A 25,196-nucleotide genomic window follows, 5' to 3' on the forward strand; every position below is an offset into this window, starting at 1 on the left:
TGTGCATACTTTTAATAGCCGGTATAAAAAATAAATGAACCGGTCAGCTTGATGTCGAGCCGGTAATCATCATAAATCTTCAGGTAAGTACTGCAGGAAGAAGAGGTGGTGGTAGTGAATGACGTTTTTACCACCACTGATTTTGCTGCACGTATCCTGTTCATTTTCGATTCATCCACCGGTATCGTCAATACTGATTTAGCGGATGATTGCACAAGGCATTGATCATTCAGTGTTCCTGCAATAATTTCCGCCTGCGAAGTGAAGAGGGAATCAACTACGTTAAACGCTTCATCGAGGAAATACAATTGTGGTGTTGCCATGAACGGAAATCCATTGTATGCGATAAGTGAAAAGGTTCCTTCCTTAATCGCCGGATCGCCTTCTTCCGAAGAGCCCAATGCAAAGTCAAAAGTATCCTGCAACACGAGCTTATCCGTTATCAGCGATAAAGGAATGGTGAGGTTCAGTCCCACATCAAGCCCGCTGGTGTCATAAGCAAAATCGTGGAAGAACGAACTGTTTCCCGACGGGTTCACGAAGAAATCCATCGCATACTTAAATTTATCAGGAAGATTCTCCAGCAGTGCCTTTACATTGGAATTGGCATTGTTCAGTGAAAACACCGTGACGGAAGGCAAGAATGGTGAAAACGATGCTGCTGCAACCGCCAATGGCTTGTTCAGTTCATCCCATTGGAGCGAAACATTTTTTCCCGTATTCGAATTGATGGAAGTAAGCTCATATAGGTTCACCCTGCCGCTTACACCAATGCCATTCTTCACCGACAGGTCCACGGCAGCACTCTCCAAGCCAATGGAACCGCTCTTTATATTTTTCAATCCATCAAATAAGGTTTCCGACGGCCCGATGGTAATGATTTGCTGTCCGAGATAACCGCTGACAAATTCGGGCACAATATCCTGCAGCGTGTAGCTGATCAGCACACTGTCATTTTTCGAGATGGTTACGAGTTCACCGGTGGAATCAATGCTGGCTACAAGGAGGGTATAGTAAGTGTTGTAGGTATCTCCGTTTACGCCGGTGAGGTTAAAGGTGAAACCTGAAAGGTCAAATGATTTCACAAGATTGCTTGCAGTGCCTTGCATCGCCGGCGGCAGATCTTCATCGAGATAGATGGTATTGCCAAAGGCATCCGTTGCAGAAGGAAGAGCGAATTCAAAATGCGATTGCTGCTGAATGGTGCTCTGCAGCTTGATGATGAGCATGCCTGACCTGACCTTCAGCTGATTCAGCAGTGCGCCGCCACTGAGGTTGTATGCGGTCTCTTTATTTTCATCAATGAGGTTTTGCGCCGGAAATATGGCGGTGGCCGAACTGACTACAAGGTCATGCGCCACCATGGTAATCGTAAGTGCATCGGAAGTGTCAATGGGTGCCACTCCGCCCGGACTGTCGAGGTCAATGATGGATGCCACGAGTGTTCCTTCCACATGCTTACCTGCCAGGTCTATCACCTTGGTCTGCAGCTGACCGGGCAACAGGTTGAGAAAGGTATCCTGTGTGAGCAACTGCTGATCCATCTTATTCCTTACCTGGAAAACAATGTTGGAAATAGTAATTGGCAAACCATTCTCCAGCATCATATCAATGGCACCCGACTCCAGGTCGGCCGTTTCAAAAAACTGTGTGGCGTCTATATCATTATCACCCGTCGTAATGTTTTCAATAGCCGGTATCGGAAACACGCCGCCATTGGCTGCAATAATAAACTGTCCGAGCAGGCCAAGCTGCTGACACATCTGCCCAAGCGTCAACGGGTAAACAATGGTCTGATTGGCAAGATTGAGATTCTGCAGCGAGAAACCTGCTTTTATCGTCGTATCCGGAATTTCCAGCGTGGCATCGGCAAAAGAAAAATGATACAGCGAATCGCTGAACACCAGCGAAATGGAATGATCATCATTCAGCTGCATCAGCGAATCGGCCAGCAAATCACCGATCGTCAGCGATGCCTGCATCAACGGTGCCAGCATATTCGTTTCCCATGCCGGATGCGACTCCACTCCTTTTTTACAAGACGTGAAGGTTATTCCCGCCGGCAACAGCAACAGTAAAAGATACCTGGTGAACCGTCCGGCCATACAGAATAATAATATTGTTTTAATGAAGCTGGTGAAGTTACTTTTTTGATTACAATTACTCAAAATCATATACCTGTCGCCGGCAACACGTGCTTCACGTCCGCTGTTTCAAGTCAAAAAATCTACCGGCTGTTTTCACAACACACTTATGCCTTCATTCAACAAACAATCTGCTTCGTGGTACTATTTTTTAAAAGCTATCTCACAATAGGTTATTAATGCGGTCATGCCGAATTTATTTCGGCATCTGTCAATGAATGGTGGAGATCCTTAAACAAGCACAGGATTATTCCAGGTATTTTGAGATAGCTTACAGATTTACAACCTTTACATCATCATGCATAGTCACAATTGATTCCTTTGAATAAAGACAGTCTTCAGCATAAAGTAGTGGTGATTACCGGCGCTTCTTCCGGCATCGGAAAGGCCTGCGCATTTGCCTTCGCCACTGCCGGCGCAAAGGTGATGCTCGCTGCACGCAATGAAGAGAAGCTGCGCAGTGTTGCAACGGAACTAACACAACATGGCCATACTGCCGTTTATTGTGTTACCGATGTGAGTGTTGAAAATGATTGCCGTAAGCTGATGGAACAGACCGTGCGGGAATTCGGCACCATTCATATCCTCATCAACAATGCCGGTATTTCCATGCGCGCGGTTTTTCGCGATGTTGAACTGAAGGTGATCCGTCAGCTGATGGATATCAATTTCTGGGGAACGGTGTACTGCACCAAATATGCGATCAGTGAAATTCTGAAGAACAAAGGCAGCATTGCCGGCGTATCTTCCATTGCCGGATATAAAGGCTTGCCCGGCCGCACCGGTTATTCAGCTTCCAAATTCGCGATGAAAGGATTTCTTGATGCCTTACGGGTGGAGAACATAAAAACAGGCATACATATCATGGTCGTTTGTCCGGGTTACACTTCCTCCAATATCAGGAACACGGCACTCAATCAAATTGGTCAGCAACAGGGCGACAGTCCATTGGATGAAAACAACCTGATGAGCGCGGAAGCAGTGGCTGCACACATCGTGAACGGCATCATTCTCCGCAGGAGAACGGTAATACTGACATTGCAGGGCAAACTCACAGTACTGCTGAATAAGTTTTTTCCCTCGATGATGGACAGGATGGTGTATAATGTGGTGTCGAAAGAAAAAGACTCACCGTTCACCTAGCAGCTATCTAAAACAGGCAATCAATGCTGTCATGCCGTATTTATTTCGGCATCTGTCAATGAATGAAAGAGTTCCTGATCCTGATCAATCGGACAGGATGACTCCTGGTATTTTGAGATAGGTTCGATTCAGAAAAGCAATTTCCCATCTGATACTGCATCACATACTATCAAAGTTTTCTTCGCTGATCATCTTGCCTTCTTCATCATAAGATTTCCAGCTGCCGGATTTAATGCCATGGGAATAGGCACCGGCAGCTTTCACCTTTCCCGATTTATAAAATGACTGGTATTCACCGTTTTCTTCATTATTCGCAAATGTCACCACCTCCTTCAACTCGCCGGTGTCATAGTAATATTTCCATTTTCCGTCCATCACATTGTTCACATACATACCTTCTTCCTTTTGCTGACCGTTTTCATAAAAAGATGCATACGGCCCTTCGAATTGATCTTCAGCATAATGCTCAACAATCATCAAAGCACCGCTTTCAAAGTAAACGCGCCGCTCACCGTTTTGCTGTCCATTCACGAACAAAGTTTTCTCACTCACCTTTCCCGAAGGATAGTATTTAATCAATGTATCCTGTATCTGATTGTGGCGGTAGTTACGTTTCTCCACCGGCTTCCCGTCTTTGCCATACAACATGTACACTCCTTCGCGAATGGCGGGACTGTCCGGCCTAACCGTAAAACTTTCACGCAGTTCCTTATTCTCAAGGTCATAGTAGGTATTCACTTGCTGCAATTCATGCTTGCAGGAAACCAGGAAAATGGCAGGCAACAAAAAACATATCAGGCTTTTCATCTCACAAAAAATTTTGGCGAATTTAGGATGAAAGATTCCCGGAACAGAGGCTTCATTTGTTAACGATTTGAAAAACCGGTCTGCAGCAATGAAGTTGTTCTTTGCGTCATTTCCAGCGTGGCCAAATGTTCAGCAAACCGTGCCTGAACCATTGTTAATACCATAAACTTGCCGGTTATCATTGCCGTAGTATCTTCGCCATAGCATGAAAAAGATCCTGATAAAAAACGCGCAGATCGTAAATGAAGGAAAAACGCTATCCGGCGATCTGCTGATGAAAAACGGGCGGATTGAACGGATTGACCCTGTCATTCAGGGTACCGGCGCCGAAACGGAAATTGATGCAGAGGGATCATACCTTCTTCCCGGTATCATCGACGATCAGGTACATTTCCGGGAACCCGGACTCACGCATAAAGCCAACATCTATTCCGAATCAAAGGCGGGCATTGCCGGTGGTGTTACCTCCTTCATGGAGATGCCGAATACTATTCCTCCGGCCGACACGCATGCAATTCTTGAACAGAAATACAGAACTGCGCAGGTAACCTCGCTGGCCAACTTTTCATTTTACTTAGGCACTTCCAACACCAACCTCGAGGAAATCAAGAAAACGGATCCTGCCCGAATCTGCGGCATTAAGATTTTCATGGGCTCTTCCACCGGTAAGTTGGTGGTAGATGACAGCACCGCGCTTGAAAACATCTTCCGGCATGCTCCCACCCTGATCGCCACACACTGCGAAACCGATCCGCTCATCAAAGAGCAAGAGAACAACTACCGTGAAAAATACGGCGATGCGATTCCTGTTTCATTCCATCCCGTCATTCGCAACGAGGAGCAATGCCTCGCATCATCGCAGCTTGCCATTTCACTGGCGAAAAAACATGATGCCCGGTTGCACATTCTCCATATCTCCACGGCGGAAGAAACGGCACTTTTTCAAAATACCGTGCCGCTGAAGGAGAAAAAGATAACGGCCGAAGTATGCGTTCATCACCTCTGGTTTGACAGCAATGACTATGAGCGATTGGGCCCGATGATAAAATGCAATCCCGCCATAAAAGCAGCACGCCACAAAGCGGCGTTGCTGCAAGCCCTGCTCGACGACAGGCTGGATGTGATTGCCACCGATCATGCACCGCATCTGTGGGAAGAAAAATTTACGCTGACGGCCGATGGAAAAATCAATTATTTCAAATCGCCTTCTGGACTTCCCTTGCTGCAGCATTCGTTTTACATAATGCTGGAATTTCACCGGCAGGGCAAAATTTCCATAGAGAAAATCGCGGAGAAAATGAGTCATGCACCTGCAACACTCTTCGGCATAAAACAGCGCGGTTTCCTGCGCGAGGGCTATGCCGCTGATCTTTTCCTGGTGGATCCGAAAAAGCCGTTCACGGTTAACAAAAACAACATCCTGTATCAATGCGGATGGTCGCCGCTGGAAGGACAGGCGTTTCCCGGCACCATCACCCATACATTCGTGAACGGCAGGCTTGTGTATGCCAACGGCATTTTCGATGAAAGCGTGAATGGCATGCGGCTGGAGTTTGAACGCTAATCGCCTGCAGGATAAAGGATGCCGTGCTCACCGGTAATAACTATAAGCTATCTCAGAACAGGCAATCCATGCGGTGATGCCGAATTTATTTCGGCATCTGTCAATGAATGGAAGAGATCCTGAAACAAGTTCAGGATGACTACAAGTATTTTGCGATAGCTGCTAATAATTTAGAACTATCAACCGCCGTAAAGTGCCTGCTGCCCAAGTCAGTTTTCATTTCAACCCTGAATCTTTGCCCTGCGCCCATATTCATGCCCCGTTTCACTTTGTGTATCGTTGCATGCCTGTAAAAAATGAGCTCAGCGGATCGCTTTTATTTTGATACATTCAACCAAAATTAAATCAACATGCGACTGTTCACCCTCCTTGCCATAGTGATTTTCACCCTGCTGCATTCAGTTGCTTGCTGTCAGAAAACAGATGCGATGATCGATCAGCAGGCTGCGGCCATACTGCCTAAAGTGGTTGAATGGCGCCGTTACCTGCACGAACATCCGGAGTTGTCGAACCGCGAATATGAGACGTCGAAGTTTGTAGCGGATTATCTTCGGTCACTTGGCCTCGAAGTGCAAACCGGCATTGCCAAAACAGGCGTGGTAGCGCTGCTAAAAGGCGGACGCCCCGGGCCGGTGGTGGCACTGCGCGCCGATATGGATGCACTGCCGGTGGAAGAACGAACCAATGTGCCGTTTGCTTCTAAAGTAAAGGGCGAATACATGGGCAGTGAAGTGCCGGTGATGCATGCCTGCGGACACGACTCACACATGGCTATCCTGCTGGGCACGGCACAGGTGCTTGCCTCCATGAAAAAAGACGTGCCCGGCACTGTCAAATTCATTTTTCAGCCGGCTGAAGAAGGTGCTCCCGGCAATGAAGAAGGCGGTGCGGCACTGATGATTAAAGAAGGGGTAATGAAAGATCCGAAGGTGGATGCCATCTTCGGGCTGCACATCAATTCGCAGACACCAACCGGCATCATCAAATACAAAAGCGGCGCGGAGATGGCAGCTGCAGACATACTCATCATAAAAGTAAAAGGGAAAGGATCACATGGTTCACAACCCTGGAGCGGAATTGATCCGGTGATGGTATCCGCACAGATTATTGAAGGGTTGCAAACCATAGTGAGCAGGCAGTCAAACCTCACCACAGCGCCGGTGGTGATCACGATCGGAAAAATCAATGGCGGGGTGCGCAATAATATTATTTCGGAAGAGGTGATCATGGAAGGCACCATCAGAACCCTCGACAGCGCCATGCAGGTAGATGTGCATGATAAAATCAGGCGCACCGTCACCAACATTGCCGAAGCTTCCGGTGCCACCGCTGAGGTAACCATCATCACCAAAACAAGAGTTACCTATAATAATCTGAGGCTTACGGAAATGATGGCACCAAGCCTGGAGAAAGCGGCAGGCAAAGAAAATGTTCAACTTGCTGACTGGACTACCGGTGCTGAAGATTTCAGCTATTACGGCTCGCAAGCGCCGGCCTTCTTTTTTTTCCTCGGCGGCATGCCTGCAGGACAAGACCCTTCAACGGCTGCACCGCACCACACGCCTGACTTCTTTATTGATGACAGCCGGCTCGATGTGGGCGTGAAGGCATTCTGCCATCTGGTATTCGACTATGCTGCATTGTCTAAGCAATAGCCGTTGCCACTACTTTGATAAAGGCATAGCAGGTTCATGACGCCTGCATGCATCAGAAAAAACCGCACAACCATTTGCGAGGTCGCACATCGGTGAAAACAGTCAGCCGCCGGGCAGCTTACCGTTCATCACCTCCCGCATCGGAACCATTACAATCGGCGCTTCGTCTTCCACCGGCATATGCATACTGCTACCAGAGCAGCGTTTGATGCCGCGTAAACTGAAAAAACTCCATCATGTTTATTATCTTCAACCAAAGCAGGAACTGCTCCCGTTTACCCGGCCAATTGTTAAGGCAATGCCCGTGTATTCTTCAAACGGCAACCGCATAATCCATGTACAACAAAGTCAACTAACCGCACGCGTATGAAACATCTGCAACTAGCACTAATGCTGATAACAGGGCTGTCACTAATAACAGCCTGCAACAACTCCCAAACAAAAAATCAGACCATAACCATGACAGACCATCAAGACAGTATTAAGCAATGGTTTCATCAATACATTGATGATGTTTGGAACAAGGGCGACTTTTCTCATGCCGACAAGTATTGGGGCAAGGATTTCAGAAACGCCTTCGCACCACCGTTTGCACCCGGGCCCGAATCCATGAAAAACCAGGTAGCATACTTTCTCAACGCATTCAGTTCCTTCCATTTCGAAATCAAAGACATCATGATTGACGGCGATAAAATTTCAGTATGGGCGGAAATCACCGGCAGGCATACCGGCGAGTTGTTTGGTATTAAGCCAACAAACAAATCAGTGAAATTCAGAGAATCCGCCTGGTACAGCATGAAGGACGGTAAACTTGATGAAGTATATCCTTTTGTTGACTGGAATAGCTTGTTTGAACAACTGGGAGCATACCCGAAGCCTGACACGCACAGCGGTAACTGAACTACCCTAAAAATGATCAGGTAAACATTTTATCTTCAAACATTCTTAACCAGCAATAGTCTGATTCAGACCTATCCTAAAAATGGGGCGCTTACCAATGAAGCAATAAAGTTCAAAGCCATTTACAATCCTGCATTGAACAATTGATTATTTTTTGGTACAGTCATTTGATGGACTCAACAAACTTCCGAATCCTAAAAAACCGAGTTTTCAGATGATGGTTGACTTTAATTTTATTCTCAAACAAATTCCCGGACAATACAAAGCTGCCGTTGTTCCGATTTTTATGCTCACATTTTTAGCAGCAATCGGCATATTTTTAACTAACCCGAAAGTTCAATCATTGACTGATTATACAAAATCACTTTAACTAATCTAATACAATTATGAAAAGACAACATTCACAAGAGCAACAAAAACTTATACATGTTACATGGGTTTCAGGATATTCATTCATTGGTTCAATTTTAACTTTCATTGCCGCTCTCATATTTATTCCGTTACCGGATTTTTCGCAAGACCCGCCTGTTATTCCGGCATTGCTCATGACTTTCGGACAAATCGGAACTTCATTGCTGATAATAGGCTGTGTTGCTTATGCCACTAAATTAACAGAAGAAAGAAAAACGATGAGTTCCATTGGTTTTACTCTTATGTCAGTTGCCCAAGGAATTATTTTTGTGCTTTACATCATCTCCTTTAATGGAGAAGAAAAAATTGCAGAGGCTTACAGATTATTTTCAGCAAGTTTATATTTACTCATCGCAGCAATACTGCTGATTTCATTCTTCAGCGAGTTTCCAAAGTGGCTCAAGATAGTCGGAGTAATTTCCTGTTTGCCTTATGTCGTTGAGAACATCCTGTATTCCATTGAAGGAAAACTTTCTCCAAAACTCATGTATCTTGACGCAGCAGGAAATTTTCTTTTCAATTTCACGGTTGCATGCTGGGGGGTATTTGTTCTTCGCAGCTTAAAATCTGAACTGAACAAATTAAAGTCCCATGAGAAATGATCACTTGCACCAACACGATAATTACAACGTTTCTTTGATACATTCGTGCAAATCGGCATCGTCATCGCCTGAGCACAGAGTAGAGCGGCAGCCAGCATAGATTTAAACGAATTGGCGGGTGAAGTGCTTAGTCAAACAGTTGTGCCTTCTATAAATATTTGTGGTAGGTTGACAGTTATCCGCCACTTCGTTAAGCCCCGAAACGTCAGGCTGTGAAATAACGCAAAGCTCAAAACAATTTCATAAAACAGATCCCGGGAATATGATTGCGGGTGCATTAGAAGCCATTTACCGGCATCGGTCTTTTATGCATCCAACTTTGGTTGAAAAATTTGCATGCGTTTATAATCACTGTAACTTGGTGTTTCAAGTACACTTCTTCTCTAATCTCCGGCTGGAGCGGATGCCATTGAGGTAGCTATAAAAATATTTTTTAATAATACTTCTGACACATAAGCCGGTCGTCCTTCGTTCTTCAATTCCGGTACCTTAAACCTGAGCTGCGCTAAGTCCAAATGCTCCACAAAGGCATCATTGAACCGGACCGGACTCTGTGCATCTACGCTGTCTTCAAGACTGCTAAAGGTTACCTGTGCTCAGATTTGGGGTTGCATGTACTGCATATGTTAAAGATCTTTGTTCACCTGATCTTGGCACCATCTATTTCAATATCTTTATCAACGTAATTTGTAACATGATTGCTAATTGATTTTTTACAGACTGACGTTATCTGCAATTTTAACGCACAGAACAAACAATAACGCTAACTCATAAATTATAAATATTAATTATGAAAACAGTTAGAAGACACTGGTACAACATAGGAGGTATTGCAGGTTTAATATCAATTGGTACATTAATATATGCTTGGAATGACATGGTCGTTTTGCAACGACTACTGTTTATGAACTTCATTGCATTGCTAATTCATCAATATGAAGAGTATGGATTTCCGGGTGGTGAACCTGCAATTATGAATATGGTTATTCAACCGAGTGACACACCAGACCGTTATCCCCTAAATCAAAACTCCGCAATGATTATAAATGTTTTGGCTGCTTACTTTTTTTATTTAATACCTGTATTCTTTCCCGACATGATATGGCTAGGAATAGCTCCGACACTCTTTGGCTTTGGACAATTTATAATTCACGGCATCGTGACGCCAAAAAAACTTGGACAATTTTACAATCCTGGGCTTGGAGCAGTTATTCTATTACATTTTCCAATAGGGGGATTAATAATCTACCAAATAATTTCAAACCATCTCTCAACATCGGTTGACTGGATAGTGGGAGTTGTTTATATGTTTGCGTTTACGTTTATCACGCTAATGAAAATGACATACACATGGTTATCTGATAAAAATTCACCGTACATATTTCCAGCAGAAGAAATGAGACGCTTTAATGTTGAGGAAAAAATTATGAAACTTAAAAACAGAAAAGCAAATTAAATATGTTGGCAAAGAAAAACTGCCGATAACAAAAAGATGTAATGTAATCCCCTCAGCAAGGCCATTACGATGTTAACCGTTTTTCTATTTCGTTTTCTTCAATTCATCTTTGTCGTTAGTAAGAGTGTTCAAATGTAGGAAACGACGGCTGCCTTTCCGGTTCTGCCCGATTTCCATATTTGAACACCATTTTCTTTTTAGGATCCTCGCTCAAGCTGCTATTTGTAGAACCCGGCGCGGTGGCCGCGATTACCAGTACCGGTGTAGGGTTGATGCCTTAAAAATGCAGCTGCCTGCTTAAACGGTGTGCTTATAGGGGCATAGCCGGTAATACGATTAGTAGTGCTTCTAACAAACAGTAGCGGTAATAAAAACAGTCGTGCTTCTAAACCGACATTTTTTAAACATTGTTATGTCATTCTTCGTTTAGCGGATATGCTAAGAATTGACAAACAGCAAATCGTGAACCGGAAAGATTTATTTATAAATCAAAAGCAACAAAAATGATAAGATTTTATCTATTCATTGCTGCCACATTGCTATTTTCTATAGCTGGAAAGCCGCAATCTATTCAAAGTTCAAAAACATTGACATCCACAGAACTTATTAAAGATTTTGAAGTTTTGAAAGGTGTTTTGCTAAATTATCACCCTGGGCTTTACAGGTTTCAGGACAGTTTAGCTGTAGGAAAGCTTTTTAATAATCTTGAACAACAATTAAAAAGTGATTTATCTCTTGCCGAGGCCTATTTATTGTTTTCCCGGTTTACTGCAAGCCTAAAATGCGGACATACTTACTGCAACTTTTATAATCAAAGTAGTTTAACAAAAGACAGTCTTTTTAACAAAAAAGATAAAGTCCCATTTACATTTTTCTTGTTTGATAAAAAGATGTTCGTTGAAAAAAATGTTTCAGACAACGATGAACTAAACCAAGGAACTGAAGTTTTAGAAATCAATAATGTCCCGGTTGATATTATTATCGATACCTTAATACAATATGTAAAGGGAGATGGAAACAATAATTTAAAAAGGCTAAATGACCTGAGCCTTTCCGGGCTGGGTAAATTTGAAGTATTTGATATCTTTTATCCTTTATTATTTCCACTAGTCAGTAATTCCTATTCCCTTAAAGTTAAACAACCCGGCCAAAACGACATATTTTCAATTAAGGTTAATCCGGTTAGTCGTACTGAACGATTTAGCTTGATTGAAAGTAAATATGGTAGACAGCCTTCAAACTCAGATGATTTATGGAGTTTCAAAATAATAAATAATGAAACAGGCTATTTAAAGATCGGGACATTTGTAACTAATAAATTAACCATTGACTGGAAGAAATTTTTAAATAATGCTTTTGATGAACTAGTTGAAAAAAATATTCCAAATCTAATCATTGATATACGTGGAAATGAAGGTGGTGATGATGAAGTAAATCTTGTACTTGGAAAAAAGCTTGCTAAAAAGCAAATTGAGTTTCCGGCTTTTCAGGAATTGCTTCGATATGAAACTGTATCTGACGAATTCCGCCCCTACCTTAGTACATGGGATAAAAGTTTCTATAACAGAAGTGGACGATTGATTAAACTCGAAAATGGTTTTTACACCTGGAAAAAAGATAGAGAAAAATCAGGCATTAAGCAAAACAGCAAAGCATTTCAAGGAAATACCTTTTTACTTGTTGATGCAGCAAATAGTTCTGCAACATTCTTTCTTACGGCAGGTTTACAAGAGAACAAGATTGCAACTGTTGTAGGTTCTGAAACCGGCGGTAACCTGAAAGGAACAAATGGTGGACAACTTTTCTTTCTTTGGCTACCCAATTCAAAAATAGAAATTGACATTCCGTTGATAGGTTATTACCCTTTTGCAGAACAACCTGACAAGGGAATAAGTCCTGATATTGAAATTCCATTAACTGTTTCAGACATTCTATCTAATAAAGACTCTGTTTTAGAAATGACATTGGAATTAATAAATAAGAAGTAAAGAGCACATCAGCTAACACGGATTTGGCAAAAGTGGCGGTTGATTGCTTTGCAGAAACATTTGTGGCTGGTCAAATATTGGTTCTCCGCATTAACGTTTGTGATGAAAATCGCACCTTCGCCAAGCCCGGGAACGGCATGCATAACCCGTTTGGCGACCTGCATACATGAAACGGTGGTGCTTACAACCTGACATAGGTTTACACTTAAATCAGTAATATCAACAAAACCAGTAAACTTTTTTCAGGACAGGTTACTCATATAATTTGCAATTTCGCCCCACTTACAACTCCATCAACCGGTAACCGGCATAAATAGCGGATGAAAAATCTTACAATACTTTTATGTTTGCTGTTCCCGCTAACTGCATACGGACAGCAGGATAATGACCGTTTGAATAATAATCTGGATGCGTATTTTTCCGCATTAACCGCTCTTGAAAATTTTAATGGCAACGTAATTGTTTCCATACATGGAAAAATACTGCTTGACAAAACGTATAACTTGGCAGGAGCTTCAGACAGTTTAAAAGTTACAAGAAACAGCAGGTTTATTATTGCTTCCGTCTCTAAGATTTTTATCAAGGTTGGCATCTTAAAACTGGTCGAACAGCATAAAATTCAGCTGACGGACCATCTAAGCCGGTTCATCCCCGATTTTCCAAACGGGGAAAAAATTACGGTGGAACAGTTAATGCTTCACCAATCCGGCTTGCCGAGAGAACTCACAAATTTCCAGGACTACGATAGCTTATCCCTTACACAAATCGTTGCATTGGCAAAACTGGAGAAGCTGCAATTTGAACCCGGAACGGAGACACTCTATTCCAATGTTGGCTACTTCCTGTTGCACTACATCATTGATCAGACTTCAGGCATCGGCTATTTTGCCTTTATGCAACAGGAAGTTTTCAATAGAATGAAATTGAAACACACCTCGGAGTTCAACGCAACAAAGCGGATTCCCGGATTTGCCTTCGGATTTGATCATGAGGATGGAAGAATCATTGCTGCGCCTTTCAAGTCCATCAACCAGTTTGAAACAGGCAATTACCTTTCCACCATTGGTGATTTGTATAGTTTTAGCCGGCAAATGGTCTCCGGCAAAGTCCTGCCAGCTCCACTCATGACTGAACTATTCGGGCAAGACAGCACGCTTATTCAGGCAGGCGGCAGGCCCGGATACAGGGCCTATTTTTACATGAATCTGAAAACAGGCGTAACCTTCATCTTTCTGTCAAACTATACCGACATTCCCATTCAGGAAGCGACCGCTGACGTCCTCAACATACTTGCCGATAAACCATACGAGGTTCCCCATAAAATCAATCGGACCGCCATTCAACTGTCCGCTGAAACACTAAAAAACTATACCGGCAGATTTGCGCTGGAGGCCGATATAACGCAAATAATAACGATTCAGTTAATCGGCGATAAATTATTTGATGTTGATGCAAGTGGTGAAAAAACGGAACTCTTTCCCGAAAGTGAAACCACCTTCTTTATCAGCCCGGAGTCAAAAGACGGCTATGTATTTACACTGAATCCGCAAACGCACCGATATGACCTGACCATCATTTCTTCAGGGTTGCAACTTAAAACCAACCGCATTGAATAATAATTGCAGGGTTGCCGATACCGAACGTGTTTCAGGCCATTTTGCCGTACACAAAACAAATACCGGATAAGCGCCCATTCATAACACGCTTTGTTATTCATGCGCGCTGTCAGTATTTCTCAAACCACTCAAACTTATCTCTGATAATATGCTGCTTTTCCTTTTTAAGATGACTTAAATAAGCAGCTGCTGCGGTTGACAGCTTCTTCCCTTTCCTCCAAATCAAAGACCAGGTAGATTTTATCGGAAATCCTCTGACCGGAATTATCTGCAACTGATGATTCTCCAATTCGTTCTTAATGCCAATCAGCGGCATGATGCTGTAACCGAGTCCTGCAATGACAGCCTGCTTGACCGCTTCGTTACTCGTCAGCTCCATTTTCTTTTGCACCGGCAGATTATTCTTATAAATGCATTTTTCCATCACATGCCTTGTGCCGGAACCTTGCTCCCGGTATATTAACGGTATGGTTTCAAAAATTGTTTTGTCGTATTGTTTACGATCAAACCTCCTGTCGTTGTTGCCGACCACAAAGAGTTTATTTTGCATAAGTTCTACCTTATCAATCCGCAAATGTTCCGGTAATACGCTTACCAGGGAGAAATCCACTTCATTCCTTTCCAAACTGTCTATTACCTTATTCTTATTGGTCACATCCATCTGCAGCTCCACTCCGCCATTCTGTTTAATAAAATCAGCCAGGAAATACGGCGCCACATACTTTCCGGTGGACACGACAGATATTTTCAGCTTGCCCGTTACATTTCCCCGGTGCGCTTGCATTTTATAATTAATGGCATGTACTTCCGAAAGGATGATTTCAGCCGCCTGCGCTATTTCTTTTCCGAATTCAGTCACAAAAATCCGCTTGTTGATCACTTCGATCAGCGGAATGTCAAACTGTTGCTGAAAGTTTTTCAACTGAATGGATACGGCAGGTTGGGTAAGATGCAATGCTTCTGCAGCTTTGGTAACGCTATTTGCCTGTACCACTTTCAGATAAATACGCAATTGATTGAGCGTGTAGTTCATAAATATAATTTATGCTTTCCATTGTAAAGTTAAATAAATACTTATCTGCGAGCTTGTTACTTTTGCGTTCATAAATAAAAACAAACCCTTAAAATGAACTTAAAAGTCATTGTAACTGCCCTTGCGTTAACGATTGTATTGAGCACTTCGGTTTTCGCGCAAACTCAACCCCACAGTAAAAAAGGAGGTGTAAAAAATGAACCTGAACTGCTGATGACAAAAGAACTGCAGCAGGATATGACTCCCCTCCAGGTGCTGCAGAAACTGAAAGACGGGAATAAACGATTTGCAGCGGGAAAAAGCCTTCAGCATAACTACCGCGACGCCATGCATCAAACCTCAGGCGGGCAATATCCCGCGGCGATTATACTGAGCTGCATTGATTCCCGCACTCCATCTGAAATAATATTTGATCAGAACATCGGCGATGTTTTTAATGCCCGGATTGCCGGCAACTTTGTAAATACCGATATACTGGGCAGTATGGAATTTGCCTGCAAAGTGGCAGGGGCCAAATTAATTCTGGTGGTAGGCCATAGCAAATGCGGCGCGGTTAAAGGTGCCTGCGACCATGTGCAACTGGGTAATCTTTCCAGCGTAATCAATGAAATCACCCCTGCCGTTGATGCAGTAAAGAATATTGAAGGTGAACGCAACTCGAAAAACGATGCCTTCGTGGAGGCCGTGGCCAGGGAAAATGTGCTGCTCGCCATCAAAGAAATAAGAGATAAAAGCGACATTCTCAGCGAGATGGAAGCTAAAGGTGAAATAGTAATCGCCGGAGCCATGTATGATTTGAAAACAGGAGTCGTAGAATTTTATTAACCAACCGAAACATTGAAAAAAGTCGCTCAAAAAAAGAACATGGAATGCCTCATTGGCAACAGTGATTTGTGCATGACTGTCAGCGTAAAGGTGGAAATTGGTTATTGCGAAAAACGCCTCGCTATCTGATTTGATCCCGGTACGCCGTATGAAACAATGGAAAATTCATAGGGTTGGGTCCGTTTTTCAATGTGCTTTCAGTCATGATACACTTTTTCGCGGTTTATAGTGCGGGCCTTCCGCTGTTAGGGTTGTTGTTGCTTTCAGATGCTGCGGGCTGATTTCTGCAGAATACCGGTGACTTATTCCCTAAAAATCATCACTATCATTTTGGCCATACGCATTTTGTTTTCAGTCTTGATAAAAAACCCAATCGCTAACCCTGTAAAGTAGCTGCACGCATGGAATTTCAGATTTTACTCAGCAACTTAACCAATCCTACCCTATTGTTTTTTGTGTTGGGTATTGCAGCCGCCAGATTAAAAAGTGATCTGGAAATACCGGCCAGCAGCAGCAAATTCATTTCCCTTTACTTATTATTTTCTATCGGTTTCAAGGGCGGGCAGGAACTTGCACACAGCGGTTTTACCGATGAAATACTCTACTCACTTGCGTTCGGACTGGCCATTGCATCACTCATCCCGCTGTACACGTTTTCCATCCTAAAAAGAAAACTCAGCATCAGCGACGCCGGCGCGGTGGCTGCTGCGTATGGCTCTGTGAGTGCTGTAACCTTTGTGGCAGCCATAGCTTTCTTGGAAGGACAAAATATTGTATCCGGCGGGCACATGGTCGCAGTGATGGCATTAATGGAATCACCCGCCATTATTGTGGGCGTTATTCTGATGCTGCAGTTTGACAAGGAAAGAACAGCAGGCGAGAAAATAGATATGAAATCCATTATACATCATTCCTTTACCAATGGAAGTGTGCTGATGATTCTTGGCAGCCTGATTATTGGCTTAATCGCTGACACAAAGCAAGCTGAAGGCATCAAACCATTTACCACAGACATCTTTAAGGGCTTCCTGGCCATATTCCTGTTAGAGATGGGCATGGTAACAGCCAAACGGTTTTCTGCATTCGTACAATACGGCTGGTTTGTTTCCATCTTCGCCATACTTGTTCCCGCCATCAACGGTTGCGTGGTGGCATTCATCAGCCAATACATTACAGCCGATGCCGGCAACCGTTTTATCTTCGCCATACTGGCTGCAAGCGCATCATATATCGCAGTGCCTGCCGCCATGCGACTGGCTGCGCCCAAAGCTGATCCTGGCTTGTATGTGCCGATGGCATTGGGTGTTACCTTTCCCTTCAACATAACTATCGGAATGCCGCTGTATTTCCTCATAGTAAATGCAACAACCTGATCCATGCGGGCAATTTTTCTGTTCTTATTTTCTGCATTTTTGCTGATCAATTCAATAAAAATGAATGCGCAGGCCCTTCAAACAGTACTGTACGTTGACCTGGATAAATATGCCGGCAAATGGTACGAGATTGCATCGTATCCACAGCGGTTTCAGAAAGGTTGTTATTGCACAACGGCAGTCTATACGTTGAGCAGCAAGGGATATGTAATAGTGGAAAATCGCTGCAATCTCAATAGCATCAACGGAAAGCAATCCTATATTAAGGGGAAAGCTTTCGTTGAGAAAAATTCAGGCAATGCAAAACTGAAAGTGCAGTTCTTCTGGCCCTTCACTGCCAAGTACTGGATCATTGAACTGGCTGAGGACTACAGTTATGCGGTGGTCAGCCACCCAAACCAGAAGTATCTGTGGATACTATCACGAACACCGGCAATGGATGAAGCTCTCTACGCGCAAATCCTGAATCGCCTGCACGAAAAGAATTTTGATGTTACCAAACTTCAGCGAACCATTCAACAACAAAACTGAAATAAACGATCGCGTAAATATGCAGGTTGCTGCTACTGTTACTGCTGTCTTTATACCCGATTTCCAATCAAATAAAAACAGACTGATTTAATATGAGAAATACAATCATTGCCTGTTTGCTGCTGTTTTTTCCGTGTCTGGCCATGACGCAAACACCGCTTTACGATTTTCAGCACCTGATGAATGCGCTTCAATCCGGAAAGGAAGTCAGTGCTGTTATTTATTACGGCAAGTGTGATTTGTATTCCAAAGGAGTGAAAGAGGAAAAATCACCCAATGCAATAGGCGGGCTGAAACTCAATACCTACGAATATTTTGACAGCAGCATGTTCCACGGCAAAGTTCCGTCATTCGTAACCACCTCAGAAACGGTATTGATTAATCATCCCCGCTATGGGTATGTTTTCAACTACGTTAAAATAAAAATCAAGATGGATGGTTCTGTAGAAATAACAGCAAGGTATCTGAGGGAGAAAAAATTATCATCGAAGTATAAAGTGCTGATGGATGAAACTTTTAAAGGAAAGATGAATGACGGCATGAATGATGGTGCCATTTTTCTATATGCAGAATAACTTTTTAAAACGTCTTTTTTATGAAAATTGCAATCATCGGCAGTGGAAATGTAGGCAGTGCGTTGGCGCAATCGCTCATCAAAGCTAAGCACACCGTTTTAATTGGAGCAAAGCTTCCGTTCAGTGAAAGATCAGTTAAACTTGCCACTATCATTGGCGAAGACCGCTTTTCTTCCGTTACCAATGCCGCGAAACAATGTGAAGTGATCATCATCACCACTCCGCCTGACAGCGTGCCCAGCATCATTCCCCTGCTAGGTGATACCACCGGAAAAATAATTGTGGATGCCACCAATTCCATACGCAGCAAACCGGAAGGTTATGCTACCGTTTTCCATGCGATCAGGGCGATGACCAATTCATCTGCTGTCGTAAAATGTTTTAACACTACCGGTTTTGAAAACATGCTTAATCCCATTTATCATGGTGAAGGCATTGATATGTTTTGTGCCGGCAACGATAAAAACGCCAAGCAGGCAGTTCAACAGCTTTGCACCGATATGGGCTTTGCAAACTGCTACGACTTTGGCGGAGATGATAAGGTGGAACTGCTTGAAAAACTGGCACTCAGCTGGATAAATCTCGCTATCATGCAAGGGCATGGCAGAAATCTGGCCATTAAGATACTTAAGCGGTAAAGTAAAGCTGCCAGCTTATTGATATAATCAATGTACTTATTGTTTCAGTGCTCATGCTCGTTGCTGACTTTAGATGACCGCTTTCATTGTTTACTGCTCTTATTTATCAAGGTATGTTACTTTGCCATAACGGCATCCATGATTAGTGGCACAGTAGCCTTAGACTTCTCATGGTAGAACAATCTCCTGCATATCCATACAGTAGTCCCTTATTTTAAAGAGTTGCCGCTAATCGCTTATATGAATACTGAATGAAAAAATCCATTCATGATATAGATCATTTTATATCAGGCAATTAAGGGTTCAAATTTGTATTATGAAAACCATCATTGTTATGAAAACGAATTTCCATATAAACAAACCTTACACTTTGCTTTGCCAGCGTGAGAAGTTGCTTTCCATTTTAGCAGTAATGCTACTGTTCCTGCTTACGGCATTAAGTCAAAATGCAAAAGCGCAGATCACCAATTGGACCGGTAAAAATATTTGCGGAACTGTTCAGCCTGCTCCAGTTCCAGTCATAAACCCGGATACTATTTTAAATGGTGATTCGGTCGTTATCATACCTGTCGTGTTTCACATACTCACCCAGGGAGGAGCAGAAAACATTTCAAATAGTCAGGTTCTTCGTGCATTGCAATTCCTCAATAATGACTTTAACCGGCTAAACCCTGACACCTCCGGTATACCGGAACCATTCCATTTACTGCGTGGCAATCCAAAAATTGAATTCCGGCTGGCGCGTTTGGACCCGCAAGGCAACTGCACGGAAGGTATTGAAAGAATCTATACCCCATTAACAGGTGCCTTCAATAATTTTCTTCAAATGCAACCGAGTTTCTCCTGGGATCATACCCGGTATATCAACATCTATATCGCGAAGTGGATTGACTATCAAAGCAGCCCCTTATACTCCGGTATAAGTTACCAGGCACCGGTTGACAGTGATCAGAATCTTCCGGAACAATATGATGCAACAATGGTTCTTTACGAGCGTTTCGGCGCCTGGATGAATGGAGCGCCTACCGGCATGCCGGATCATTTGCTCGCTCATGAAATAGGGCATGATTTAGGATTAAAACATACATGGGGCTTAGCTTCCGGCTGTGGTGATGATGACGATGTTGAAGATACTCCGTTACAGGACGATGCCAGTGATGGTTGCGCGGTTTTTCCGCAAATCAGCTGCAACAATGGTCCCAACGGGGATATGTTCAATAATCTCATGGATTATGGGTGCAGAAATATGCTTTCGCAAGGTCAGTCTGATCGCATGCGCATCTGCCTGGAAAATAATGAATGGCGTACATCACTGTGGAAACCGTCGAATCTTGCAGCAACAGGCGTTGATGCAGTTTATCCCTCTTGTACCCATCCTCCGATAGCTGACTTTGGTTATGGTAATGATGCGGCATGGTTATGCGCGGGAACGCCTGTCTATTTTAATGAAGCGGCATCCTGGAGCCCAACAAATTTTCAGTGGCAATTCACAGGGGGCATACCGGCAACTTCCACCGATAGTTTTCCCACCATTATATTTCCCGAAAGCGGATCGCATCTCGTAAGACTGATTGTGACGAATACTCTTGGATCTGATACCATGGAGAAACCGGTGTGGATAGCTCCTGCAGAAGTGACTTACGCTTTCAGTAATAATTCCATGACTGAATCCTTTGAAGAACCGGTTTTCAATCAACAGATTCCGCAATGGCAGCTGGCCGGTAAAAAATGGTCGGTAACCAATCTCGCTGCCTATTCAGGAAATAACTCCATACGGTTAGACAGCAGCTTACGGTACTTCAGTACATTTTTCACACATTCATTTGATCTGAACCAGATTACAGGAACAGGGCGGAAACTTGAGTTCAAGGTAGCCTGTGGTTTAAGCTCGTCAGGAATAATTGCCGGTGGATTACGTGTTACCTGGAAGCGACCATGCGCATATAGCAAAGGTGATGTAGTTGGAGATCCAACTAATGCTGATTGCGGACCACTGCAACCCGGCGATGCCATCTTGCCTGATTCTTTACGAACAGCTTTTATTAATACCCCTTTTATTCCGGACAGCAGTCAATGGAAAACAATAACCATGGATATCCCGGATAGTCTTGCTGGTTTAATTCAGATCGGTTTTGATTGGGGAAGTTTTACGGTGACTAACAAACTTAAAGGTATTTACCTGGATGATATCAAAATATATTCAGTTTCATCAGGCATTGCAGATAATATGACCGGGTCATGCTGGAACTTATATCCCAATCCGGCCAATGATTTATTATTCATCAGCTGCCCGCAATTTCACGGCCACACAATTACCGTCACCATAACCGGCATAACCGGTAACCAGGTTTATGTTGTCAAGAACATCAATGCGCAACAGTTAACGATCAATACCCGTGATTTTGCAGATGGCATGTATATGGTAAGCGTACAAACAGAGAATTTTAAGGATACAAAGAGAGTTCTGATACAAAAATGATTTACCTATCCGAAATACTGCATTCCAATACACGAAATAAAATATCCGGGCCATGCAACATGCAACCGACATCAGGTGGATGGTGACAGGCATCATCATCTTGCTTGCCGGCCTTTCCACCGGCAGCAATTATGCACAGGAGGCAGGTACTATAGACTCCACATTCGGTACAAACGGAGTGGTGTATTGCACGACAAATTTTGCTCCGTTCAATGATACATATTGTGCATTTGATGACCAGGAAAACATTATTTCTGTTTCAAATTTTAATGACAATTCCGGTTTTTTACTGATGCGACATACTATTGACGGTCTCATTGATTCCTCGTTCGGGCTGCAGGGCAGTACTGCTTATTGCTCACCGGTTAACTGTGGTGTTAATTGCATGAAATTGGATGGTAATAATCGCATACTGGTTGGCGGTTATATTAAACATATCCCTGACACATTACCACTCAACTATTACGATTTTTGCATTACCCGTTTCCTTCCCAACGGTAATCTTGATTCATCTTTCGGATTGCACGGGCAAACTGCCATAGATTTGGGAGAAACGGAAATGGTGAATGACCTGGCACTGCAAAACGACAGCCTGATTCTGATATCCGGAAATTCAGGATTTAATGCATTCGGATATGGCAATACTGATGTTGTTTTAATACGGTTACAGGAAAACGGAACTCCGGATTCCTCCTTTGGAACAAACAGTGTAGTAATTACTGATCTTATACACAGAGGTTTTGACCAGGACTACGGCAGCTCGCTCCTGGTTCAGCCTGATGGAAAAATCCTGCAAATTGCTCTCAATGGTCCGGGAATAAACGTTGTCGGCCAAATGTGCCTGCTCAGGTATCAGCACAACGGAATGATGGACTCCACCTTTGCGAAGCATGGAAAATTCATTGAATCCCATAGCAACAGCTATAATGCTCATGGCAATTATATTGGTCTAAAAACCGATGGTACTATTGTTGTTGCCTGTAATGATGGCGACGTCTTTGGAGGAGGCTACTTTTATACCATCAGGCAGTTGACTCCATCAGGTTTTGCAGACAGTTCCTTTGCGGATAACGGCATTATAGAGTCTATGCACGGATATGCAGGGCCGGGTATCTATGCGATGCAATTACAGCCTGACAACAAGATTGTTGCATTCACCAGGGAATATGATATGTCAACGCAGGAATATTTTACCACGCTTACCCGGTTCACGGCGCAGGGATTCCCTGATCCTGGTTTCGGCTCCATGGGAAGAACATTGGTTGACGTCAATTGCCTGTATGCAAATACTTTGTATGATATCTGTATGAAACCTGCTGACAAGATTACTTTACTTGCGCTGACCGGCGACTTCCCCGGCAAAGAGCTCATTTTTATCGCCAGGTACAATAACGATAATACCAGTGACATACATAATGAAGCGTCAGTGTACCCGGAAGAATGGTTTGTATATCCAAATCCTTCATCCGGTTTTTTGATCATTGCATGGTACGGAAAAGTAAAAAATGTTGATGTCACCATCACCGGCATTACCGGAAAAATCATGTATAGATCATCAGCTCTTTATTCAGCTGAAATGATATTGAACATCTCTGATTTTCCGGATGGTTTATATATGGTGCAGCTGAGCGCAGGTGATTTTATACAAACAAAAAAGATACTAGTTGAAAATTAACCTGCTCTGATTTACCATGGATATTACGGCAACAGACGTCCGTTATGTCAGTCAAAAGATCACAGGTCAATCTCACCATTAAACCTATTGGCTGGTGAATTCATGGCGAAATTGATTTTCCCTTCCAAATCTTCAGGAAACAATATCTTGGAAATCGAATCCGCAGTGAATGAACATCCTTCTTTACATCGGGCTGGCATGGCTGGCAGTATGTGTCATCATCTATCTTGTACAGGAGCGTTTTATTTTTCATCCTGAAAAGCTTCCGCAGGATTTCCGGTTTCAATATGACCGGCCTTTCACGGAACTGTTTTTTGATGTTGAACGCAATGTCCGGATCAATGCGCTGCACTTTGCAGTGGAAAACCCGAAAGGTATCATCCTCTATTTCCATGGCAACACCAGGAGCATCAAAGGCTGGGCTAAATATTCAAAAGACTTTACGAGGTATCAGTATGATCTGATCATGATCGACTATCGCGGCTTCGGAAAAAGCACCGGAAAACGATCAGAGGATGTGATGCTTAAAGATGCGCAATTTGTGTATGAGGAAATGAAGAAAAAATACCGGGAAGATCAGATTATCGTGTATGGAAGAAGCATCGGCAGCGGTTTTGCCGTACGTGTTGCCAGCCTGAATATGCCCCGTTTCTGTATCCTTGATGCGCCATATTACAGCTTTCAGCATATCTCCAGCCGTTACCTGCCTTTCCTGCCGATGCCCTTCCTGCTGAAATATCCGATCAGGGCGGACCTGTGGATGGAATATGTGAAGTGCCATACTTACATCCTGCATGGTACAAAAGACAAACTGATTCCCATCAGCAGCAGCGAGAAGCTGGCAGCCATTGCACCAAAACGAATCACGCTTATCAGGATTGAAGGAGGCAAGCATAACAACCTGCCTTCATTTCCGCAATATCATGCATTTTTGCGCGACATCTTATTGTACTAAATAACCGTGCGCATGATTTGGATAATCGTAAGCTGCATTGCTCTCTATATTTTATATTGCCTTGCATTCATCGTGTTTCAACGCTACTTTATTTTCCGGCCGCAAAAGCTAACGGATTCCTATGTATTTAATGCTGCAACCGCTTTCCGAGAAATTAATATCGAAGCAAATGACCATACACGCCTGAACGGCGTTTTACTGCAGCCACAAGCAACAAAGGGCATCGTCATCTACTTTCACGGCAACTGGAAAAACCTTGACAACTATCTCCCGTTCACAAAAAAATTTACCGACCTCGGTTTCAGCGTACTGTTGCCGGATTACAGGAGCTTCGGTAAGAGTGGCGGCAGGCTGACTGAACAAAATTTTTATGCCGATACGGAACTGTGGTTTGCTGTTGCAAGGCAATATTTTGATGAAAACAAGATATTGATCTATGGCCGGTCACTCGGCACAACAGCCGCCGCCTGCCTTGCTGCCCGTCAGCAATGCCATCAGCTCATTCTGGAAACACCGTTTGCCAACATGTATGACATCGGCAGGCGGTTTGGCATGTTGCTCCCTGATGGAAATTATCTCTCCTTTGGCTTCCGGACCGATCTTTTTTTGCAGTCAGTGAAGGTTCCCATTCTTATCCTGCATGGTAATAAAGATGAAACAGTTTCTATCCATTCAGGAAAAAAACTGAAGCAATACCTGAAACCCGGTGACCGTTTTGTGGAGATTGAAAATGGAAAGCATAAGAATCTGCATCAGTTTGAAACGTATCATGATGCATTGAATGATTTCCTGGCAGCAGGAGGATGATTGCCGGTGATGGTGTATT

21 protein-coding genes are annotated in these 25,196 nt (G+C 43.4%); 18 read left to right on the forward strand and 3 right to left on the reverse strand.

What is annotated here, in order from left to right; translation table 11 throughout:
* Positions 1-11 precede the first annotated feature (11 nt).
* On the reverse strand, positions 12-2,105 hold the full coding sequence (locus tag K1X61_05470; protein MBX7108080.1) for a hypothetical protein: 2,094 nt from the start codon (positions 2,103-2,105) through the stop codon (positions 12-14).
* A gap of 360 nt (positions 2,106-2,465) precedes the next feature.
* Between K1X61_05470 and K1X61_05475 the strand changes: the two genes are divergently transcribed.
* Positions 2,466-3,287 (forward strand): SDR family oxidoreductase, encoded by an 822-nt coding sequence (locus tag K1X61_05475; protein ID MBX7108081.1) that lies wholly within the window; start codon positions 2,466-2,468, stop codon positions 3,285-3,287.
* 159 nt (positions 3,288-3,446) lie between these two features.
* Here the strand turns inward: K1X61_05475 and K1X61_05480 are convergent, their stop codons facing one another.
* Positions 3,447-4,094 carry a toxin-antitoxin system YwqK family antitoxin gene (locus tag K1X61_05480; GenBank protein MBX7108082.1) on the reverse strand — a complete coding sequence of 216 codons (648 nt, stop codon included), beginning with the start codon at positions 4,092-4,094 and terminating at the stop codon, positions 3,447-3,449.
* Between the two features lie 205 nt (positions 4,095-4,299).
* Between K1X61_05480 and K1X61_05485 the strand changes: the two genes are divergently transcribed.
* From K1X61_05485 to K1X61_05520, 8 genes are all read left to right on the forward strand, one after another.
* Entirely contained in the window at positions 4,300-5,658 is a 1,359-nt protein-coding gene (locus K1X61_05485) for a dihydroorotase (GenBank protein ID MBX7108083.1), read from the forward strand.
* Positions 5,659-6,008: 350 nt separating this feature from the next.
* Positions 6,009-7,313, forward strand: a complete 1,305-nt coding sequence (locus K1X61_05490) for an amidohydrolase (protein ID MBX7108084.1) — start codon at positions 6,009-6,011, stop codon at positions 7,311-7,313.
* Positions 7,314-7,772: 459 nt separating this feature from the next.
* Positions 7,773-8,213, forward strand: a complete 441-nt coding sequence (locus tag K1X61_05495; GenBank protein ID MBX7108085.1) for an ester cyclase — start codon at positions 7,773-7,775, stop codon at positions 8,211-8,213.
* A gap of 154 nt (positions 8,214-8,367) precedes the next feature.
* Positions 8,368-8,583 carry a hypothetical protein gene (locus K1X61_05500; protein MBX7108086.1) on the forward strand — a complete coding sequence of 72 codons (216 nt, stop codon included), beginning with the start codon at positions 8,368-8,370 and terminating at the stop codon, positions 8,581-8,583.
* 16 nt (positions 8,584-8,599) lie between these two features.
* Positions 8,600-9,226 carry a hypothetical protein gene (locus K1X61_05505; protein MBX7108087.1) on the forward strand — a complete coding sequence of 209 codons (627 nt, stop codon included), beginning with the start codon at positions 8,600-8,602 and terminating at the stop codon, positions 9,224-9,226.
* A 790-nt stretch (positions 9,227-10,016) separates the two neighbouring features.
* The gene (locus tag K1X61_05510; GenBank protein MBX7108088.1) at positions 10,017-10,682 is read left to right on the forward strand and encodes an HXXEE domain-containing protein; all 666 of its coding nucleotides are present in this window, start codon (positions 10,017-10,019) and stop codon (positions 10,680-10,682) included.
* A gap of 503 nt (positions 10,683-11,185) precedes the next feature.
* A complete protein-coding gene (locus K1X61_05515; protein ID MBX7108089.1) occupies positions 11,186-12,670 on the forward strand; it encodes a S41 family peptidase in 1,485 nt (494 codons plus the stop codon).
* A 320-nt stretch (positions 12,671-12,990) separates the two neighbouring features.
* Positions 12,991-14,286: a beta-lactamase family protein gene (locus K1X61_05520; protein ID MBX7108090.1), complete on the forward strand. Its 1,296-nt coding sequence runs from the start codon at positions 12,991-12,993 to the stop codon at positions 14,284-14,286.
* Between the two features lie 109 nt (positions 14,287-14,395).
* Here the strand turns inward: K1X61_05520 and K1X61_05525 are convergent, their stop codons facing one another.
* Positions 14,396-15,319 carry a LysR family transcriptional regulator gene (locus tag K1X61_05525; protein ID MBX7108091.1) on the reverse strand — a complete coding sequence of 308 codons (924 nt, stop codon included), beginning with the start codon at positions 15,317-15,319 and terminating at the stop codon, positions 14,396-14,398.
* Between the two features lie 213 nt (positions 15,320-15,532).
* On the opposite strand from K1X61_05525, the gene K1X61_05530 reads away from it, so the two are divergent.
* The 9 genes from K1X61_05530 to K1X61_05570 all read left to right on the forward strand — a co-directional run bounded on the left by K1X61_05530 (position 15,533) and on the right by K1X61_05570 (position 25,177).
* Positions 15,533-16,144 (forward strand): carbonic anhydrase, encoded by a 612-nt coding sequence (locus tag K1X61_05530; GenBank protein MBX7108092.1) that lies wholly within the window; start codon positions 15,533-15,535, stop codon positions 16,142-16,144.
* A gap of 401 nt (positions 16,145-16,545) precedes the next feature.
* The gene (locus K1X61_05535; protein MBX7108093.1) at positions 16,546-17,517 is read left to right on the forward strand and encodes a sodium-dependent bicarbonate transport family permease; all 972 of its coding nucleotides are present in this window, start codon (positions 16,546-16,548) and stop codon (positions 17,515-17,517) included.
* Positions 17,518-17,520: 3 nt separating this feature from the next.
* Positions 17,521-18,048 carry a lipocalin family protein gene (locus K1X61_05540; protein ID MBX7108094.1) on the forward strand — a complete coding sequence of 176 codons (528 nt, stop codon included), beginning with the start codon at positions 17,521-17,523 and terminating at the stop codon, positions 18,046-18,048.
* Positions 18,049-18,140: 92 nt separating this feature from the next.
* A complete protein-coding gene (locus K1X61_05545; GenBank protein ID MBX7108095.1) occupies positions 18,141-18,623 on the forward strand; it encodes a VirK family protein in 483 nt (160 codons plus the stop codon).
* A gap of 20 nt (positions 18,624-18,643) precedes the next feature.
* Complete coding sequence (locus K1X61_05550) at positions 18,644-19,261, forward strand: NAD(P)-binding domain-containing protein (GenBank protein ID MBX7108096.1); 618 nt, start codon at positions 18,644-18,646, stop codon at positions 19,259-19,261.
* 334 nt (positions 19,262-19,595) lie between these two features.
* Entirely contained in the window at positions 19,596-21,740 is a 2,145-nt protein-coding gene (locus tag K1X61_05555; GenBank protein MBX7108097.1) for a T9SS type A sorting domain-containing protein, read from the forward strand.
* A 52-nt stretch (positions 21,741-21,792) separates the two neighbouring features.
* Entirely contained in the window at positions 21,793-23,415 is a 1,623-nt protein-coding gene (locus K1X61_05560; protein MBX7108098.1) for a T9SS type A sorting domain-containing protein, read from the forward strand.
* Between the two features lie 169 nt (positions 23,416-23,584).
* Positions 23,585-24,370 carry a lysophospholipase gene (locus tag K1X61_05565; GenBank protein MBX7108099.1) on the forward strand — a complete coding sequence of 262 codons (786 nt, stop codon included), beginning with the start codon at positions 23,585-23,587 and terminating at the stop codon, positions 24,368-24,370.
* 12 nt (positions 24,371-24,382) lie between these two features.
* Positions 24,383-25,177 carry a lysophospholipase gene (locus tag K1X61_05570; protein ID MBX7108100.1) on the forward strand — a complete coding sequence of 265 codons (795 nt, stop codon included), beginning with the start codon at positions 24,383-24,385 and terminating at the stop codon, positions 25,175-25,177.
* The last annotated feature ends 19 nt before the right edge of the window (positions 25,178-25,196 follow it).

Source organism: Chitinophagales bacterium (assembly GCA_019694975.1).
Taxonomy (GTDB): domain Bacteria; phylum Bacteroidota; class Bacteroidia; order Chitinophagales; family UBA10324; genus JACCZZ01.

Bases quoted from the DNA above. Each gene is read 5' to 3' on its own strand.
- K1X61_05525 (MBX7108091.1), bottom strand. From the start codon at position 15,319: ATGAACTACACGCTCAATCAATTGCGTATTTATCTGAAAGTGGTACAG.
- K1X61_05485 (MBX7108083.1), top strand. From the start codon at position 4,300: ATGAAAAAGATCCTGATAAAAAACGCGCAGATCGTAAATGAAGGAAAA.
- K1X61_05555 (MBX7108097.1), top strand. From the start codon at position 19,596: ATGAAAACGAATTTCCATATAAACAAACCTTACACTTTGCTTTGCCAG.
- K1X61_05570 (MBX7108100.1), top strand. From the start codon at position 24,383: ATGATTTGGATAATCGTAAGCTGCATTGCTCTCTATATTTTATATTGC.
- K1X61_05515 (MBX7108089.1), top strand. From the start codon at position 11,186: ATGATAAGATTTTATCTATTCATTGCTGCCACATTGCTATTTTCTATA.
- K1X61_05470 (MBX7108080.1), bottom strand. From the start codon at position 2,105: ATGGCCGGACGGTTCACCAGGTATCTTTTACTGTTGCTGTTGCCGGCG.
- K1X61_05545 (MBX7108095.1), top strand. From the start codon at position 18,141: ATGAGAAATACAATCATTGCCTGTTTGCTGCTGTTTTTTCCGTGTCTG.
- K1X61_05490 (MBX7108084.1), top strand. From the start codon at position 6,009: ATGCGACTGTTCACCCTCCTTGCCATAGTGATTTTCACCCTGCTGCAT.
- K1X61_05480 (MBX7108082.1), bottom strand. From the start codon at position 4,094: ATGAAAAGCCTGATATGTTTTTTGTTGCCTGCCATTTTCCTGGTTTCC.
- K1X61_05530 (MBX7108092.1), top strand. From the start codon at position 15,533: ATGACAAAAGAACTGCAGCAGGATATGACTCCCCTCCAGGTGCTGCAG.
- K1X61_05550 (MBX7108096.1), top strand. From the start codon at position 18,644: ATGAAAATTGCAATCATCGGCAGTGGAAATGTAGGCAGTGCGTTGGCG.
- K1X61_05495 (MBX7108085.1), top strand. From the start codon at position 7,773: ATGACAGACCATCAAGACAGTATTAAGCAATGGTTTCATCAATACATT.
- K1X61_05510 (MBX7108088.1), top strand. From the start codon at position 10,017: ATGAAAACAGTTAGAAGACACTGGTACAACATAGGAGGTATTGCAGGT.
- K1X61_05520 (MBX7108090.1), top strand. From the start codon at position 12,991: ATGAAAAATCTTACAATACTTTTATGTTTGCTGTTCCCGCTAACTGCA.
- K1X61_05565 (MBX7108099.1), top strand. From the start codon at position 23,585: ATGAACATCCTTCTTTACATCGGGCTGGCATGGCTGGCAGTATGTGTC.
- K1X61_05535 (MBX7108093.1), top strand. From the start codon at position 16,546: ATGGAATTTCAGATTTTACTCAGCAACTTAACCAATCCTACCCTATTG.
- K1X61_05560 (MBX7108098.1), top strand. From the start codon at position 21,793: ATGCAACATGCAACCGACATCAGGTGGATGGTGACAGGCATCATCATC.
- K1X61_05540 (MBX7108094.1), top strand. From the start codon at position 17,521: ATGCGGGCAATTTTTCTGTTCTTATTTTCTGCATTTTTGCTGATCAAT.
- K1X61_05505 (MBX7108087.1), top strand. From the start codon at position 8,600: ATGAAAAGACAACATTCACAAGAGCAACAAAAACTTATACATGTTACA.